The following is a 17,669-nucleotide window of genomic DNA, read 5'->3' as shown; positions in this document are numbered from 1 at the left end:
GTTATGGCTGAGTTAACCACCATTGCTCGCCCTTATGCTAAGGCAGCTTTTGACTTTGCTGTAGAACATCAAGCCGTGGAAAAATGGGCAGAAATGCTTGATTTTGCTGCACTAGTGAGTGAAAACGACACTATGCGTCCATTGCTTTCTGGCTCAATGGCCAGTGCTCAACTCGCACAACTGTTTATCAGTGTGTGTGGCGAGCAGATGGATACACAAGGACAAAACCTGATCAAGGTAATGGCTGAAAACGGTCGCCTCGAGGTTCTGCCTGCTGTCGCTCAACTGTTTGTTGAGTTCCGCAACGACTGGGAAAAAATTGTTGAGGCCGAAGTGGTTTCAGCAACTGAACTCAGTGACGAGCAAGTACAGCAGATTAGTATCTCGTTGGAGAAACGTCTCACACGCAAAGTTAAGCTGAACTGTAGTGTCGATGCTGGCTTAATCGCTGGTGCAATTATTAAGGCAGGAGACCTCGTCATTGATGGGTCGGTTCGAGGTAAATTATCTCGTCTTGCTGATAGCCTACAGTCGTAATTGGGAGTTTGAGCATGCAACTGAATTCCACTGAAATCAGCGATCTGATTAAGCAGCGGATCGAGCAGTTCGACGTCGTTAGTGAAGCTCGCAACGAAGGTACTATTGTTGCAGTAAGTGACGGCATCATTCGCATTCACGGCTTAGCCGATGTAATGCAAGGCGAAATGATCGAACTGCCAGGTAACCGTTATGCTATCGCGTTGAACTTAGAACGTGATTCTGTCGGTGCCGTAGTAATGGGTCCTTATGCTGATTTAGCTGAGGGCGTAAAAGTTAAGACCACTGGTCGTATTCTGGAAGTTCCAGTTGGCCGTGGTTTGCTGGGTCGCGTGGTTAACACTCTGGGTGCTCCAATCGACGGTAAAGGACCAATCGATAACGATGGTTTCTCGCCTGTTGAAGTGATTGCTCCTGGTGTTATTGAGCGTAAGTCAGTATCACAACCAATTCAAACTGGTTATAAAGCCGTTGATGCCATGATCCCTATTGGTCGTGGTCAACGTGAATTGATCATTGGTGACCGTCAGACTGGTAAAACAGCGATGGCGATTGATGCCGTGATCAACCAGAAAGATTCTGGTATCAAGTGTGTGTACGTAGCCATTGGTCAGAAAGCTTCTACCATCGCCAACGTAGTACGCAAACTTGAAGAGCATGGTGCATTAGCCAACACTATCGTGGTTGTGGCTACCGCCTCTGAAGCTGCAGCTCTGCAGTTCTTGGCACCATACTCTGGCTGTTCTATGGGTGAATACTTCCGTGATCGTGGTGAAGATGCACTGATCGTATACGATGACCTGTCAAAGCAGGCTGTGGCATACCGTCAAATCTCTTTGCTGCTTAAGCGTCCACCAGGACGTGAAGCTTACCCAGGTGACGTATTCTATCTACACTCTCGTTTGCTTGAACGTGCTTCACGCGTTAACGAAGAGTATGTAGAGAAGTTCACTAAAGGTGCAGTGAAAGGTAAGACAGGTTCGTTAACCGCTCTGCCAATCATTGAAACCCAAGCGGGTGACGTTTCTGCGTTCGTACCGACCAACGTAATTTCTATTACCGACGGTCAGATTTTCCTTGAAACCGACTTATTTAACTCTGGCTTACGTCCAGCGGTTAACCCAGGTATTTCGGTATCTCGTGTTGGTGGTGCGGCTCAGACTAAGATCATCAAGAAACTGTCCGGTGGTATTCGTACCGCACTGGCACAGTATCGAGAGCTGGCTGCGTTCTCACAGTTTGCATCTGATCTTGACGATGCAACTCGCGCTCAATTAGAGCACGGTGAGCGTGTTACCGAACTGATGAAGCAAAAGCAATATGCGCCTATGAGCGTAGCTGATCAGGCTGTGTCTATTTTCGCAGCTGAAAAAGGTTACCTGAAGGCCGTTGCGCTGAATAAGATCGGTAGCTTCGAAGCGGCTCTGCTCTCTTTCATGAACACGGAACATGCACAGTTGATGAACACCATTAACGAGTCTGGCGATTATAACGCTGATATCGAAGGTGAACTGAAGGCTGGCCTGGACAAGTTCGTGAAAACCCAAACCTGGTAAAAAACATCGAGGTGTCGTAGACACCTCAAGGTCCAGATTGGAGAGTAGAGATGGCCGGCGCTAAAGAGATTAAAACCAAGATCGCGAGTGTACAAAACACTCAGAAGATCACGTCCGCTATGGAAATGGTGGCAGCCAGTAAGATGCGCAGAGCACAAGAGCGCATGGCTGCTAGCCGTCCTTATGCGGAGAATATGCGTAAGGTGATCGGTCACGTCGCGCAAGGTTCTCTTGAATATAAACACCCCTATTTAGAGGTGCGAGAGGCTAAGCGAGTAGGTTACATAGTAGTAGCCACCGACCGTGGTCTTTGTGGTGGTCTGAACGTCAACCTCTTTAAAAAGGTTGTGGCAGACGTGAAAAGCTGGAGAGAGCAAGGCGCAGAAGTTGAATTTTGTGCCATTGGTGCTCGTAGTGTGCAGTTTTTCAAAAGCTTCGGCGGCCCATTATCGGCTCAAGCCTCAGGTTTAGGTGATGCACCTAAATTGAGTGACTTGATCGGTACTGTGAAAGTCATGCTAGAAGCTTACAACGAAGGCAAACTGGATCGTCTGTACGTGGTATTCAACAAGTTTGTGAACACCATGGCGCAGACACCCGTGATCGAACAGCTGCTGCCTTTACCTAAATCCGATGATGATAGTAAGTCACATCACTGGGATTATATTTACGAGCCGGATCCAAAAGAACTGTTAGAAGAGCTTTTGGTTCGTTACGTAGAATCTCAGGTGTATCAAGGTGTTGTTGAAAACATTGCGTCTGAACAGGCTGCCCGTATGGTGGCAATGAAGGCGGCAACCGACAATGCTGGCGAACTTATCAATGACTTGAAGTTGGTGTACAACAAGGCCCGTCAGGCTGCGATTACGCAGGAACTGTCGGAAATTGTGTCAGGTGCCTCAGCGGTTTAGGTTAGGTAACGAATACAAGTTTTAGAGGATTAATCATGAGCACAGGTACTGTTGTCCAAGTAATTGGCGCGGTTGTGGACGTAGAATTTCCACAAGTTGCCGTACCTCAAGTATATGACGCTCTGAAGATCACAGGCGAAGGTGTCTGTCACGGTTTGGTGCTGGAAGTTCAGCAACAGCTGGGTGGTGGTGTAGTTCGTACTATCGCCATGGGTTCTTCTGATGGTCTGCGTCGTGGTCTTGAAGTCGCAAATACAGGTTCTGCTATTAACGTTCCGGTAGGGGTTGCTACCCTGGGCCGTATTATGAACGTTCTGGGTGAGCCTATTGATGAAGCGGGTCCTATTGGTGAAGAAGAGCGTTATGTGATTCACCGTGCGGCGCCTTCATATGAAGAACAATCGAACACGACTGAACTGTTAGAGACTGGTATCAAGGTTATTGACCTTGTTTGTCCATTCGCTAAGGGTGGTAAAATCGGTTTGTTCGGTGGTGCGGGTGTTGGTAAAACAGTTAACATGATGGAACTGATTAACAACATCGCTAAGGCCCACTCTGGTCTGTCAGTATTCGCTGGTGTAGGTGAGCGTACCCGTGAAGGAAACGACTTCTACTACGAGATGAAAGATTCTGGCGTATTAGACAAAGTAGCCATGGTTTATGGTCAGATGAACGAGCCACCAGGAAACCGTCTGCGCGTAGCGTTGACTGGTTTGACTATGGCCGAGAAGTTCCGTGACGAAGGTAAAGACGTACTGTTGTTCGTAGACAACATCTACCGTTATACCTTGGCCGGTACTGAAGTATCTGCACTGTTAGGCCGTATGCCGTCAGCGGTAGGTTACCAGCCAACATTGGCTGAAGAGATGGGTGTTCTGCAAGAGCGTATTACTTCAACCAAGACAGGGTCTATTACCTCTGTTCAGGCGGTATACGTACCTGCGGACGACTTAACTGACCCGTCACCAGCAACCACTTTTGCTCACTTGGATGCGACAGTTGTATTGTCACGCCAAATTGCTTCTCTGGGTATTTACCCAGCGGTTGACCCATTGGATTCTACCTCTCGTCAGTTAGATCCTCTGGTTGTTGGCCAAGAGCACTATGACACTGCTAACGGCGTACAAACCGTGCTGCAGCGTTATAAAGAGCTGAAAGATATTATTGCTATCTTAGGTATGGACGAATTGTCTGACGAAGATAAAACCTCTGTGGCCCGCGCCCGTAAAATCGAGCGTTTCTTGTCACAGCCGTTCTTCGTTGCTGAAGTCTTTACCGGTTCTCCAGGTAAGTACGTTGCCCTGAAAGACACTATTCGTGGCTTTAAAGGTATTCTGGCAGGTGAATTTGATCACATTCCAGAGCAGGCGTTCTACATGGCTGGTTCAATCGATGAAGTTATCGAGCGAGCTAACAAAAAATAACTAAGCATCATTGCTTAGTGTTTTAAGGAGAACCCCGATGGCAAGCATTACAGTACAGCTTGATATCGTTAGTGCAGAAAGCAGCATCTTTTCCGGTCGGGTTGAAAGCCTGCAGATAAGTGGTGCTGAAGGTGAACTGGGCATTATGCACGGTCACTCACCTCTGTTGACTAAGATCAAGCCTGGCATGGCGCGCATCGTCAAGCAAAACGGCAATGAAGAAGTGTTTTATCTTTCAGGTGGTATTCTGGAAGTGCAACCTAGTTCAATTTCTGTGTTGGCTGATGTGGTTTTGCGTGCCAAAGACATTGATGAAGCAGCGGCTTTAGAAGCCAAGCGCCGCGCAGAAGCCGATATGGCTAATGCTGGAGCTGATTTCAATTATGCTGCTGCCGCGATTGAATTGGCGCAAGCCGTCGCTCAATTGCGTGTGGTTGAAACCATCAAGAAAGGCCTGCACCGTTAAGGTTTAGGTTAGTTAAAAGGCGTCCTTCGGGGCGCCTTTTTTGTTACTGGCCATAATAATCATGCCAATCTTAAAGACCCATAGGGATTGTGGGTTCAGGCCGCTGATTTTTGTATGGCTTTTGGCTACAATGGCGCCAGCAAATTGAAAAGGAAGCTAACATGTCGCTCAATGTCGTTATTCTCGCTGCCGGTAAAGGCACCCGCATGCGTTCTGATTTACCTAAAGTACTGCACTCAGTCGCGCACAAGCCTATGGTGCAGCATGTGATAGATACCGCTCGCGAGCTTAACGCCGACAAGATTAACTTAGTCTACGGTTATGGCGCCGATAAATTGCAAGCGCGCTTAGGTGAGCAAGACCTTAACTGGGTTGAGCAAGCCGAACAGTTAGGCACTGGCCATGCAGTAGCGCAGGCTAACGCCAATATTCAAGATGATGATACCGTCTTAATTCTTTATGGCGATGTGCCGTTAATTCAAGCCTCTACGTTAGAAGCCTTACTGGCGTCTCGCGCTGCCGATGGCCTTGCCATTTTGACTGTGACTCTTCTCGATTCTACTGGCTATGGCCGCATTGAGCGCGATAGCGCTGGCAATGTCATCGGTATTGTTGAGCAAAAAGATGCGAGCATTGCCCAGCTTCAAATTAAAGAAATCAACAGTGGCATCATGGCAGCCCCCGGCAAGCAATTGAAGGCGTGGTTAGGTCAGTTGTCGTCAAACAATGCCCAAGGTGAATATTACTTAACTGATATCGTTGCTATGGCAAAACGTGATGGCGTAGAGATTACTACCGCGCAGCCGCCACTGGCCATTGAAGTGGAAGGCGCTAACAATCGCGTGCAATTAGCTCAGTTAGAGCGTGCTTATCAAGCACGTGCCGCCGAGAAATTAATGCTAGAAGGCGCCAATTTACGCGATCCAAGTCGCATTGATATCCGCGGTGAAGTGACCGTCGGTATGGATGTGATGATCGATATTAATGTCATCTTTGAAGGCAAAGTAGTGTTAGGTAACAATGTCACTATTGGCGCTGGCGCGATTTTAAAAGATTGTACTATTGCCGATAACGCTGAGATTAAGCCTTACACCTTAGTGGATGGCGCCAGTTTAGAAGAAGCGGCTAACGCCGGCCCATTTGCACGTTTACGTCCGGGCGCTGTGCTTAAGCGTGACGCCCACGTCGGTAATTTCGTTGAAATTAAAAATGCAGTATTGGGCGAAGGCTCGAAAGCTGGTCACTTGACCTATATAGGCGATGCGCAGGTTGGTAGCGGCGTAAACATAGGTGCTGGCACTATTACTTGTAACTATGATGGCGCTAACAAGCACTTAACTGTGATTGAAGATGATGTGTTTGTTGGCAGTGACACTCAATTAGTTGCCCCAGTCACTATTGGCAAAGGCGCGACCTTAGGCGCAGGTTCTACTATCACTCGTGATGTGGGCGCTAATGAGTTAGTGATCACCCGCGTTAAGCAAAAGCATTTTTGTGGCTGGCAGCGCCCACAAAAGCAAGCCAAGTAAGCTTAATTCACTTAAATGTGACACTGATTAAAAGCACCATAGAGGTGCTTTTTTTATTTCTGAGCTTAATTAAAAGTTTTTACAGCAGAGCTAGCCCCTTAAATAAGTGATCTAGTTCAATTATTACCATAAATATGTAAAAAAGAGTGTGAATGATATAGATTCTCATTTAGGCTTTGCGACATAAAGTACAATGTCGTGCTGTGGGGATAGTAATGAACACCAGAAGATCATCAATTAGTTTGGCAATCATGAGCTTATTAAGTGTTAATGCTGTAGCTGACGAGGGTAATGCTCAAGTCGTTGCAACGGCTAACATTGAGCGTATCAGTGTTGTTGCTCAGCAATTCAATAACTATAAAGCCGGCAATGCTAGTGGTGCTATGCGCGGTGATATTGCATTAATTGATACCCCACAGTCAGTTACCGTGATCCCTGATTTCGTCACCGATGAGCAGCTTGCCACTAACTTAGGTGAAGTGCTGAGCAATGACTCATCTGTCACTTCTGGCAGCGAAAAATGGAACCGCCAAGTATTCGCTATTCGTGGTTTTGAATTGGATTCTGGTTCTGGTTTCCTAGTAAATGGTCAGCAGCACTGGTCGCATTACGTGCAGCCCATTGAAACCCTTGAGCAAGTTGAAGTGCTTAAAGGCCCATCGTCTATGCTCTATGGCCAGTCTGGTCCTGGCGGCTTAGTTAACATGGTTACCAAAAAGCCGACCTACGATAGCTTGTTTAACTTAGGGTTTGATACTGACGATCAAGGTTCAACTCGTTTTCAGTTAGATGCCGGCGGCGCCGTCAATGAAGATCAAACCGTGCGTTATCGCACTGTGTTAGTAAAACAAGACACTCAATACTGGCGTGAATACTTTAACGGCGAGCATCAAGAGCGTGATCGCCTGTTAGGTTTCGTTGCCTTAGATTTTGATGTGACCGATGATCTGACATTATCGGTGAAATACGATAATACTTCTGACAAAACCAACATAGATTCAGGTGCTTGGTTAAACAGCCAAGGCGAGATTATTGGTGACCGTAAAGACATCTGGGAAATGCCTTGGACTTTCACTGACAACAATGTCACTAACTTAGGCGCAGATATTAGCTGGCAGCTCTCTGATAACCTCAAAGTGAAGACGGGATATAACCATCAGAAATTTGAGCGTCAACGTTTAGGCTCATCACCTACCTATACTGAAAACCCATTTGAAAATGGTTATACAGTTAAACCTTTCGATCGCCATGATAATTGGCAGCATAAGACGGCTTATGTAGATTTCTTGGCTGACTTTGATACTGGCAGCATCGAGCATCAGTTATTGATTGGTGGTAATTATCTAAATTATTACTATCAGCAGTTTTATGATGGCGGCGAATCTGCCACTGTCATGCCTGGGCAAATAGTGGCTCCCGATGTTAACTACTTAAATGCTACTAAAGCTAAATCAACCTCTGAGTATTACCACTATGGTTTCTACGTCCAAGATCTGATGAGTTTGACGGAAGAATGGAAAGTGTTAGCTGGTGTGCGTTACGACGAGCAGAAAAAAGAAGGCCAAGGCAATAACAGCTATGCTTTATCGCCAAAAGTGGGTTTAGTGTACGCGCCAACTGATCACGGCAGCATTTATGTTAACTACTCAAAAAGTTTCACGCCGCAAGGCATGGTGAATGATGAGTTCGACGTCAATGACCAGTTAGATCTTAAGCCTGAATATGGCACACAATATGAATTGGGTACTAAGTGGGAACTGTTTAACAGCAGCTTATTACTGACGGCAGCAGTGTTTGATATTAACGTTGACAATAAAGTGGTTAAACAGATTTTTGATCAAGAAACGCCAGCAGGTGACAAGTACATAACTAACCAAGATGGTGAGCAACATCACCGCGGCTTTGAGTTGGGTGCGCAGGGCCAGATGAGTGACAGCTGGTTTATCACCAGTTCTATGATGTACTTAGATGCTAAATATAAAACTGGCACAGGTGATAGCAAGCAACTTGATGGCAAAACGCCGATTGATGCTCCGCAGTGGTCAGCCAATATCTGGACTCGTTATGAAGTGAATGATGATTTAGCCCTGAACTTTGGCGCTGTGTATGTGGGTGAGCGTTTTGCCAATACCAGCAATACTATTACTAAAGATGGTTTTGTCCGCTTTGACTTAGGCGCTGCCTATGCGTGGGACATTCAAGGCACGGAAGTTAATCTGCGCATGAATATCAAAAACCTCTTTGATAAAGAATATCTCGATGGCGGTAGCTATCAAGACGTGAGCATAGGCGCTGGCCGCAGCCTAGCGTTGGCGGTTGAAGCTAAGTTCTAAGCAAATTATTACACTCACAAAGCAGCCAAACGGCTGCTTTTTTTATGGCTGTGATTTAGTGCATCGCGTACTACTCATCAAAAAATGAGTTTTTTATCAGCAATATCGTCTTGGTTACTGGCAAACTTCTTTCATTTGTATATAATTAACTTTCGAAACGAAACTTAACTCGAAAGATAAATGACTAAACGAAACACCCAGCAGCGACGGCACGGCATACTTAACCTGTTAAATGAGCAAGGGGAAGTCAGTGTTGATGAGCTATCCCTCTTATTTGAAACCTCTGTGGTGACTATTCGTAAAGATTTGACCGCATTAGAGAAAAACGGTCTGTTGTTTCGTCGTTATGGTGGCGCGGTGGCGGTGCCTCAAGATATTACCCAAGGCTCTTATAAACTGCTGTCGGCCAATAAACTCAGTATCGCAGCCACTGCGGCCAAGCTGATTGATGATCACAATCGCATCATTATTGATTCTGGCAGCACGACCATAGGCATTATTTCGCATTTGAACGATAAGCGCGGCCTAGTGGTGATGACTAACTCCTTGCTGCTTGCCAATGCCATTCATGATCTCGAGTTCGAGCCGACCTTATTGATGACCGGCGGCACTTGGGATCCGCATTCTGAATCATTTCAAGGTCGTATCGCCGAACAAGTGCTACGTTCATATAACTTCGATCAATTGTTTATTGGCGCCGATGGTTTGGATTTAGCCCGAGGAACCACTACGTTTAATGAACTCACAGGCTTAAGCAAGGTGATGGCAGAAGTATCTCGTGAAGTTGTGGTCATGCTCGAATCGCACAAGCTTGGGCGCCGTATTCCTAATTTGGAATTGCCGTGGAGCACGGTTAATAAATTAGTCACGGATGACAGATTGCCGCTAGAAGCTGCTGCTGCCATCCGTCAACAAGGGGTTGAAGTTATTCTTGCCCCTTATCAAGAATAACTTAGTGTTAAACACTACCCATTTATCTTTGAAATAACAGGTGAACTATGTGTGGAATCGTTGGCGCCGTGGCGCAAAGGGATGTTGCTGAAATCTTGGTTGAGGGCTTACGCCGTTTAGAATACCGCGGTTATGATTCGGCGGGTGTCGCCGTTATTCATAATGGCGAGCTAAACCGTACCCGCCGCGTCGGCAAGGTTCAGGAACTGACAGCTGCGTTAGATAAGCATCCATTAGCAGGCGGCACAGGTATTGCCCATACTCGCTGGGCAACCCATGGCGAGCCAAGTGAGCGTAATGCCCACCCTCATGTATCCAGTGATGATATTGCCGTGGTGCATAACGGTATTATCGAAAACCATAACAAGCTGCGCGACATGCTTAAAGGCTTAGGTTATGTGTTTACCTCTGACACTGACACTGAAGTTATCTGCCACTTAGTGCACCATGAATTAAAAACCCACGCGAGCTTACTGGCTGCGGTGCAAGCCACAGTTAAGCAACTGCAAGGCGCTTACGGCACAGTGGTTATGGATAGACGCGATAACGAGCGTTTAGTGGTTGCGCGCTCTGGTAGCCCATTAGTGATAGGTTTTGGCTTAGGTGAAAACTTTGTCGCCTCAGATCAATTAGCCTTATTACCTGTGACGCGCTCATTCGCGTTTTTAGAAGAAGGCGATGTGGCTGAAGTGACCCGTCGTCAGGTAGCTATTTTTGATGTTAATGGCGCGCCAGTTAAGCGTGAAATCAAAGAATCTGAAGTCACCCATGATGCTGGCGATAAAGGTGAATATCGCCACTATATGCTCAAAGAAATTTATGAGCAGCCATTAGCGTTATCACGCACTATTGAAGGCCGCATAGCTAACAAGCAAGTGTTAGATACTGCCTTTGGTGCCAATGCGGGTGAGTTTTTAAAAGACATTAAGCACGTGCAAATTATTGCCTGTGGCACCAGTTATCACTCAGGTATGGCTGCGCGTTACTGGTTAGAAGATTGGGCTGGGGTATCTTGTAATGTCGAAATCGCATCAGAGTTTCGTTATCGCAAGTCGCACTTATTCCCAAACAGCTTGTTAGTGACTATTTCACAATCTGGTGAAACCGCAGATACCTTGGCGGCGTTACGTTTAGCTAAAGAAATGGGTTATAAAGCGACGCTGACCATTTGTAACTCGCCAGGTTCATCATTGGTGCGTGAATCTGACATGGCTTACATGATGAAGGCTGGCGCCGAAATTGGTGTGGCTTCAACCAAAGCCTTTACTGTGCAGTTAGCGGGTTTATTGATGCTGACTGCCGCCATTGGTCGTCACAACGGTATGTCGCTGCAAATGCAAGCCGATATCACCCAAAGTTTGTTATCTATGCCAGCTAAAGTGGAACAAGCATTAGGATTGGATGATGCCATTGCTGCATTAGCGGTAGATTTTGCAGATAAAAATAATGCCTTATTCTTAGGGCGCGGCGATCAATACCCGATTGCTATGGAAGGCGCGTTAAAGCTTAAAGAGATTTCGTATATTCACGCTGAAGCTTATGCCTCTGGTGAATTGAAGCACGGCCCTTTAGCCTTAATCGATGCTGACATGCCGGTGATTGTGGTGGCGCCTAACAATGAGTTGTTAGAAAAGCTTAAATCTAACGTTGAGGAAGTGCGTGCGCGCGGCGGCTTAATGTATGTGTTTGCTGATGTTGATGCTGAGTTTGAGTCGGATGACACTATGAAGGTGATCCCTGTGCCTCATTGTGATGCCTTTATGGCGCCACTGATTTACACTATTCCACTGCAATTACTGTCATACCACGTGGCCTTGATTAAGGGCACGGACGTTGACCAGCCAAGAAACTTGGCCAAATCGGTTACCGTTGAGTAATCATTCACGGTTTTCCCTAAAGGCGCTCCAGTAGCGCCTTTTTTATTGGTCGTACTGCGCCAATACCTGATTAATCAATTGCTGCCACTGCGGATATTGCTGCAAGCTGCGCTCAATATCTCCCCACGGCGCCATAGTATGCTGCATGCTTGCTTGTGGGTTTTTGCCAAGCTGGGTCACTTCATAAAGGTAATAAAAAGCCGAGGCGCGATAGTTAGCTTTGCAGTGAATTAGAATATCTTGGTTTTGATGGTTCAGCATGGCCGCAAAGAAGCGGTTTACATCATCAATGGTCGGATGTTGCCAATCAACGGGAATATAAACGTATTCCATACCTGCCGCTTGGACTAATTGCGCCTCGTTGTGATAACTGTCATTGCTGCTATCTGGCATTAAATTAATAACGACATTTACCCCTGAACGCGCGAGTGAATCAAATTCCGCTGGCGTTGGCAGGCCAGAAGTAATAACCCGCGCATCGGCTTTTTGCACTGCGGCAATGTTTTGCAAAGCCTCTGGCAAGGCACTTGCTTCGGTGAGTGGCGTAAAAATTAGCATAGATGCGAGCAATAGTTTTTTCATGATTGATTGAATAACAATAAGTTATTGGTTAGAGGTGCCTGCAAGCATTATGGTTCAATGGCCAATATCATAATGGTGAGCCAGCTCTAGTTTTTTATGCTATCCATTCAAATTGAATAAAGTTTAAGGTTTACACCAGCATTAGCTTAGTTTGAGCGGCAGCTTGCTGCTGTTTTTGCTCAATTCTTTTCCAGACTCTTTCATGAAAATAAAATACCACTGTATTTACGGCAGGTTCTAGTAAGGCAATCGCGCCGCCTAAGATAACGCTGCCAGTGAGCAAGTAAGTCACGCTAAAAGCGACGCTAAAATGTAAAATGGCAAAGCTAATCGTTTTCCGCATACTCATTACCCCAATCAAAGTGACACTCAATAATCAAATGATAATCATTATCAACTGCTGCGTATATAAGTTTGTTTCGATTGTGGCTATCGGTTTCTTATTGCTTTGACTATTACTCATAAAAAAGCCGCCCTGAGGCGGCTTAATAGCAAAATGTAAACTCAGTTATTATCGTGATTAATAATGCCAAGGGAACTTAGAGAAGTCTTGATCGCGTTTTTCTAAGAAGGCATCACGGCCCTCTTTCGCTTCTTCAGAGGCATAGGCTAAGCGCGTTGCTTCACCGGCAAACAATTGCTGACCGACTAAGCCATCATCAGGCAAGTTAAAGCCATATTTGAGCATACGCATTGCGGTTGGCGATTTTGAATTGATTTCTTTGGCCCAGTGCAGCGCTTCAGTTTCTAAATCGGCGTGTGCCACTGAGCGGTTAACCATACCCATATCAAAAGCTTCATCGGCGCTGTAGTTGAAGCCGCAAAAGAATATTTCGCGCGCGCGTTTTTGACCTATCATCTTGGCTAAGTAAGCACTGCCATAGCCAGAGTCAAAGCTGGCAACATCAGGATCAGTTTGCTTAAAGATGGCATGCTCTTTTGAGGCTAAGGTTAAATCACACACCACATGTAAGCTGTGACCGCCGCCAACAGCCCAACCAGGAACCACAGCAATCACTACTTTTGGCATAAAGCGAATAAGTCGCTGCACTTCTAAAATGTGTAAACGTCCCATACGCGCCACATCGGCAGTACCAGCCTCTGCGCCTTCGTACTTATAACCATCTTTACCGCGAATGCGTTGATCGCCGCCCGATGAGAACGACCACTGACCTTTAGCCGATGGCCCATTACCCGTTAATAGTACGCAGCCAACATCAGACCACTGACGAGCATGATCTAAGGCAATATAGAGTTCATCAACGGTTTTTGGACGAAATGCATTAAGACAATCAGGGCGATCAATGGCAATTCTCACTGTGCCATGAGCTTTGGCTCTATGGTAGGTAATATCTTCAAACGTAAAACCTTCAACTTTGTCCCAAAGTAATGGGTCGAAAATATCAGATACCTTATCAGTAGCAGCGTGGGTCATCATGTATGTCCTGTGGTGAATAATGGCCAAAGGCTAGGTGCAGTGGCCGATAAGATCAACTTTTGCCAAAGTAAGTATTAATGGTGGCGCGTTTGCTGCCACCAACGACAGGTTATAGGCGGTCGCAGATAAAGCGTACATTATCAACGCTGATAACTGGGTGCGCTACACGAGTTGATTGGCAATATTGCTCGGAAAATTGGGCGATGGATTCTGGGCTAACAGTGATGGTATCAAGTTGCTTCAGCTCATGACTGGATAAGCGTCCTTCAACCTGCTGCTTCAGGGATGAAAAGGCCGTATCAGCTTTGATTATCTTAGTGCCGGTTAAGGATTGGATTTTGCTATGCCAACCTTGCAGCACTGATTTGCCGGCTGTGATCGGCGTATCAAGCAAAGTGGTGGTAGTAGCTGTGTAATACAAGGCCGCACCAACCGTGCCGATTATAATCCATCCCTTCATCTTTTAGCCCAACTAGGTGAATAACCATTACAATGATGGGTATAATAAAGCAGAAACTTAAAATAAACCAACGCAGTAAGGCATTGAATTATGACGTCAGGATCGGGGAATAAGGATTTTTCTAAGGCGGAACGTATCAAGATCCATCAGCCTGATGCCAACAAAGCCGACCGGTTTAATCCAAGCAATCGCATTTATGTCCGTGCCGTTCAAGGCGTCTGGACTCAACTTCGACGCCGCATGGGCTGGGTGGCTATGGCATTCTTCTTATTACTGCCTTGGATACCTTGGGGAAACCGGCAAGCCGTGTGGTTTAACCTCGGCGAACAAAAGTTTCATATTTTTGGTTTAACCATTTGGCCGCAAGATTTAACCCTACTTGCTGCTGTCTTGATGATTGCCGCGTTTGGCTTATTTTTTATCACCACCTATTTAGGGCGAGTATGGTGCGGTTATACCTGCCCGCAAACCATGTGGACTTTTATTTTTATCTGGTTTGAAGAAAAAATAGAAGGAGCCCGCAATAAGCGGATCAAGCTTGATGAAATGCCATGGTCATTTAATAAGGTATGGCGTAAGAGCGCTAAGCATCTGGCATGGATATTAGTGTCTTGGCTGACAGCCATGACTTTCGTATCGTATTTCGTTCCTACTTCAGAACTCTACAGTGATTTTTTTAGCCTTAACGCTAGTGGTGGCATCTATTTCTGGGTGATGTTCTTTACCCTGGCAACTTATGGCAACGCCGGCTGGATGCGTGAAATCATGTGTGTGCACATGTGCCCGTATGCGCGCTTCCAATCGGCTATGTTTGACAAGAATACCTATATAGTGGGTTACGATGCCGCGCGCGGCGAAACTCGTGGACCAAGATCGAGAAAAGCCGATCATAAAGAGCAAGGCTTAGGTGACTGTATCGACTGTGACTTATGTGTACAGGTTTGCCCAACGGGTATCGATATTCGCAATGGTTTGCAATACGAGTGTATTAACTGCGGCGCCTGTATTGATGCTTGCGATCAAACCATGGACCGCATGGGTTACGCTAAAGGACTGATTAGTTACACCACTGAGAATAAGCTAGAAGGCAAACAAGAGCAGGTATTGCGTCCAAAGTTACTGGGCTACGGCGCCGTACTGGTGGTGATGATACTACTACTCACTTATGCCACGGCCAGCATTGCGCCAATGCGGGTAGATGTCATCCGCGATAGAAATACTCTATATCGCACAAATCTTGACGGTATGATTGAAAATACCTACACCTTAAAAATCCTCAATAAGACAGAGGAGGCTCATATTCACCAATTTAAGGTGGAAGGTTTAGAGGATTATCAGTGGTTAGGGCCTAAAGAAGTTAAGTCCCAAGGCGGCGAAGTGTTAGTACTACCTATTAGTATTGAGATGGATCCTATTAATCTTAACCGGCCAATCACTAAAATCTCGATTCAAGTACTAACCGACATAGACGGTAAGCAAGTCGTAGCCGAGCAAGAGTCACGCTTCTTTAGTAACTAAGGCCGTGGTTAAACAGGTTTGAATCGTTATGCCACTCATAAAAAGGACGTATTTGCGTCCTTTTTATCCATATGGATGGCTAAATGAGCAGTCAGTCGTGGCTGGCCCAATTAGCGCTTGCGCAATTGGGTCAGCGCCCTATAATCCACCCCACTGACACGGACAACGGCGCTGTAAGGCAACGATACTGAGTCAGGATGGAACTTGCGAAGCAAGTTAACCATGAGTGATTAAGGGTGTTAGGCGAAAGTTTAATCGCTTGGATCCAGGCCTGAAATAAGGGCTTGACCCACTCAGGTTTATGCGTAAAATACGCATCCCTAGCCCATCGCGGCAACGTTCTTTAACAAGTAGAAGACAAGCAAATCTGTGTGGACATTCACAGTAGTTGATAAATCGACAACGATTTAACACGTCTCGCAAGAGACTTCAACGAACGATGTCCGCATAATATGCAAATTCGGTGATTTATCATCGAATCGACAGAATTCATTGAGCAGGACTTTCGGGTCCGAACAAAACTTTAATTGAAGAGTTTGATCATGGCTCAGATTGAACGCTGGCGGCAGGCCTAACACATGCAAGTCGAGCGGCAGCGGGAAGTAACTTGTTACTTTGCCGGCGAGCGGCGGACGGGTGAGTAATGCCTGGGAATTTGCCCATTGGTGGGGGATAACAGTTGGAAACGACTGCTAATACCGCATACGCCCTACGGGGGAAAGCAGGGGAGCCTTCGGGTCCTTGCGCTGATGGATAAGCCCAGGTGGGATTAGCTAGTAGGTGAGGTAAAGGCTCACCTAGGCGACGATCCCTAGCTGTTCTGAGAGGATGATCAGCCACACTGGGACTGAGACACGGCCCAGACTCCTACGGGAGGCAGCAGTGGGGAATATTGCACAATGGGGGAAACCCTGATGCAGCCATGCCGCGTGTGTGAAGAAGGCCTTCGGGTTGTAAAGCACTTTCAGTAGGGAGGAAAGGTTGACGGTTAATACCCGTTAGCTGTGACGTTACCTACAGAAGAAGGACCGGCTAACTCCGTGCCAGCAGCCGCGGTAATACGGAGGGTCCGAGCGTTAATCGGAATTACTGGGCGTAAAGCGTGCGCAGGCGGTTTGTTAAGCGAGATGTGAAAGCCCCGGGCTCAACCTGGGAATTGCATTTTGAACTGGCAAACTAGAGTCATGTAGAGGGGGGTAGAATTTCAGGTGTAGCGGTGAAATGCGTAGAGATCTGAAGGAATACCGGTGGCGAAGGCGGCCCCCTGGACAAAGACTGACGCTCATGCACGAAAGCGTGGGGAGCAAACAGGATTAGATACCCTGGTAGTCCACGCCGTAAACGATGTCTACTCGGAGTTTGGTGTCTTGAACACTGGGCTCTCAAGCTAACGCATTAAGTAGACCGCCTGGGGAGTACGGCCGCAAGGTTAAAACTCAAATGAATTGACGGGGGCCCGCACAAGCGGTGGAGCATGTGGTTTAATTCGATGCAACGCGAAGAACCTTACCTACTCTTGACATCCAGAGAATTCGCTAGAGATAGCTTAGTGCCTTCGGGAACTCTGAGACAGGTGCTGCATGGCTGTCGTCAGCTCGTGTTGTGAAATGTTGGGTTAAGTCCCGCAACGAGCGCAACCCTTATCCTTATTTGCCAGCACGTAATGGTGGGAACTCTAGGGAGACTGCCGGTGATAAACCGGAGGAAGGTGGGGACGACGTCAAGTCATCATGGCCCTTACGAGTAGGGCTACACACGTGCTACAATGGTCGGTACAGAGGGTTGCAAAGCCGCGAGGTGGAGCTAATCTCACAAAGCCGATCGTAGTCCGGATTGGAGTCTGCAACTCGACTCCATGAAGTCGGAATCGCTAGTAATCGTGGATCAGAATGCCACGGTGAATACGTTCCCGGGCCTTGTACACACCGCCCGTCACACCATGGGAGTGGGCTGCACCAGAAGTAGATAGCTTAACCTTTCGGGGAGGGCGTTTACCACGGTGTGGTTCATGACTGGGGTGAAGTCGTAACAAGGTAGCCCTAGGGGAACCTGGGGCTGGATCACCTCCTTACCTATGCGATTTAGAA

At 46.8% G+C, this 17,669-nt stretch carries 14 protein-coding genes and 1 rRNA gene; 11 read left to right on the top strand and 4 right to left on the bottom strand.

Going from position 1 to position 17,669, the window contains the following annotated elements:
• The first annotated feature begins 3 nt into the window (after positions 1-3).
• From atpH to glmS, 9 genes are all read left to right on the top strand, one after another.
• Positions 4-537, top strand: coding sequence for a F0F1 ATP synthase subunit delta (gene atpH / locus FJQ87_RS01230; protein ID WP_140930133.1), 534 nt, complete (start codon positions 4-6; stop codon positions 535-537).
• Between the two features lie 14 nt (positions 538-551).
• Positions 552-2,093 carry a F0F1 ATP synthase subunit alpha gene (gene atpA, locus FJQ87_RS01225; protein ID WP_140930132.1) on the top strand — a complete coding sequence of 514 codons (1,542 nt, stop codon included), beginning with the start codon at positions 552-554 and terminating at the stop codon, positions 2,091-2,093.
• A gap of 50 nt (positions 2,094-2,143) precedes the next feature.
• Positions 2,144-3,004: a F0F1 ATP synthase subunit gamma gene (gene atpG / locus FJQ87_RS01220; protein ID WP_140930131.1), complete on the top strand. Its 861-nt coding sequence runs from the start codon at positions 2,144-2,146 to the stop codon at positions 3,002-3,004.
• 35 nt (positions 3,005-3,039) lie between these two features.
• Positions 3,040-4,428 carry a F0F1 ATP synthase subunit beta gene (atpD, locus tag FJQ87_RS01215; RefSeq protein WP_140930130.1) on the top strand — a complete coding sequence of 463 codons (1,389 nt, stop codon included), beginning with the start codon at positions 3,040-3,042 and terminating at the stop codon, positions 4,426-4,428.
• A gap of 37 nt (positions 4,429-4,465) precedes the next feature.
• Positions 4,466-4,894, top strand: a complete 429-nt coding sequence (locus FJQ87_RS01210) for a F0F1 ATP synthase subunit epsilon (RefSeq protein ID WP_140930129.1) — start codon at positions 4,466-4,468, stop codon at positions 4,892-4,894.
• A gap of 161 nt (positions 4,895-5,055) precedes the next feature.
• Positions 5,056-6,423, top strand: a complete 1,368-nt coding sequence (glmU, locus tag FJQ87_RS01205; RefSeq protein ID WP_140930128.1) for a bifunctional UDP-N-acetylglucosamine diphosphorylase/glucosamine-1-phosphate N-acetyltransferase GlmU — start codon at positions 5,056-5,058, stop codon at positions 6,421-6,423.
• A 215-nt stretch (positions 6,424-6,638) separates the two neighbouring features.
• On the top strand, positions 6,639-8,756 hold the full coding sequence (locus tag FJQ87_RS01200; RefSeq protein WP_140930127.1) for a TonB-dependent receptor: 2,118 nt from the start codon (positions 6,639-6,641) through the stop codon (positions 8,754-8,756).
• 180 nt (positions 8,757-8,936) lie between these two features.
• Positions 8,937-9,707: a DeoR family transcriptional regulator gene (locus FJQ87_RS01195; protein ID WP_140930126.1), complete on the top strand. Its 771-nt coding sequence runs from the start codon at positions 8,937-8,939 to the stop codon at positions 9,705-9,707.
• Positions 9,708-9,754: 47 nt separating this feature from the next.
• Positions 9,755-11,584: a glutamine--fructose-6-phosphate transaminase (isomerizing) gene (glmS, locus tag FJQ87_RS01190; protein ID WP_140930125.1), complete on the top strand. Its 1,830-nt coding sequence runs from the start codon at positions 9,755-9,757 to the stop codon at positions 11,582-11,584.
• 42 nt (positions 11,585-11,626) lie between these two features.
• Here the strand turns inward: glmS and FJQ87_RS01185 are convergent, their stop codons facing one another.
• The 4 genes from FJQ87_RS01185 to FJQ87_RS01170 form a co-directional block, all read right to left on the bottom strand.
• Positions 11,627-12,166, bottom strand: coding sequence for a protein tyrosine phosphatase family protein (locus FJQ87_RS01185; RefSeq protein WP_140930124.1), 540 nt, complete (start codon positions 12,164-12,166; stop codon positions 11,627-11,629).
• 130 nt (positions 12,167-12,296) lie between these two features.
• Complete coding sequence (locus FJQ87_RS01180) at positions 12,297-12,509, bottom strand: DUF2061 domain-containing protein (protein WP_140930123.1); 213 nt, start codon at positions 12,507-12,509, stop codon at positions 12,297-12,299.
• A 177-nt stretch (positions 12,510-12,686) separates the two neighbouring features.
• Complete coding sequence (locus FJQ87_RS01175; protein WP_140933932.1) at positions 12,687-13,601, bottom strand: 1,4-dihydroxy-2-naphthoyl-CoA synthase; 915 nt, start codon at positions 13,599-13,601, stop codon at positions 12,687-12,689.
• Between the two features lie 112 nt (positions 13,602-13,713).
• The gene (locus tag FJQ87_RS01170) at positions 13,714-14,064 is read right to left on the bottom strand and encodes a hypothetical protein (protein WP_140930122.1); all 351 of its coding nucleotides are present in this window, start codon (positions 14,062-14,064) and stop codon (positions 13,714-13,716) included.
• Positions 14,065-14,154: 90 nt separating this feature from the next.
• Here FJQ87_RS01170 and ccoG point away from each other — a divergent pair, with 90 nt between their 5' ends.
• Positions 14,155-15,582 (top strand): cytochrome c oxidase accessory protein CcoG, encoded by a 1,428-nt coding sequence (gene ccoG, locus FJQ87_RS01165; RefSeq protein WP_140930121.1) that lies wholly within the window; start codon positions 14,155-14,157, stop codon positions 15,580-15,582.
• Between the two features lie 524 nt (positions 15,583-16,106).
• Positions 16,107-17,653 (top strand): 16S ribosomal RNA (locus tag FJQ87_RS01160).
• Positions 17,654-17,669 lie beyond the last annotated feature (16 nt).

Origin of the sequence: Shewanella sp. SNU WT4 (assembly GCF_006494715.1) — a bacterium.
Classification (GTDB): domain Bacteria; phylum Pseudomonadota; class Gammaproteobacteria; order Enterobacterales; family Shewanellaceae; genus Shewanella.
This window is presented reverse-complemented; position numbering and strand designations above follow the sequence as displayed.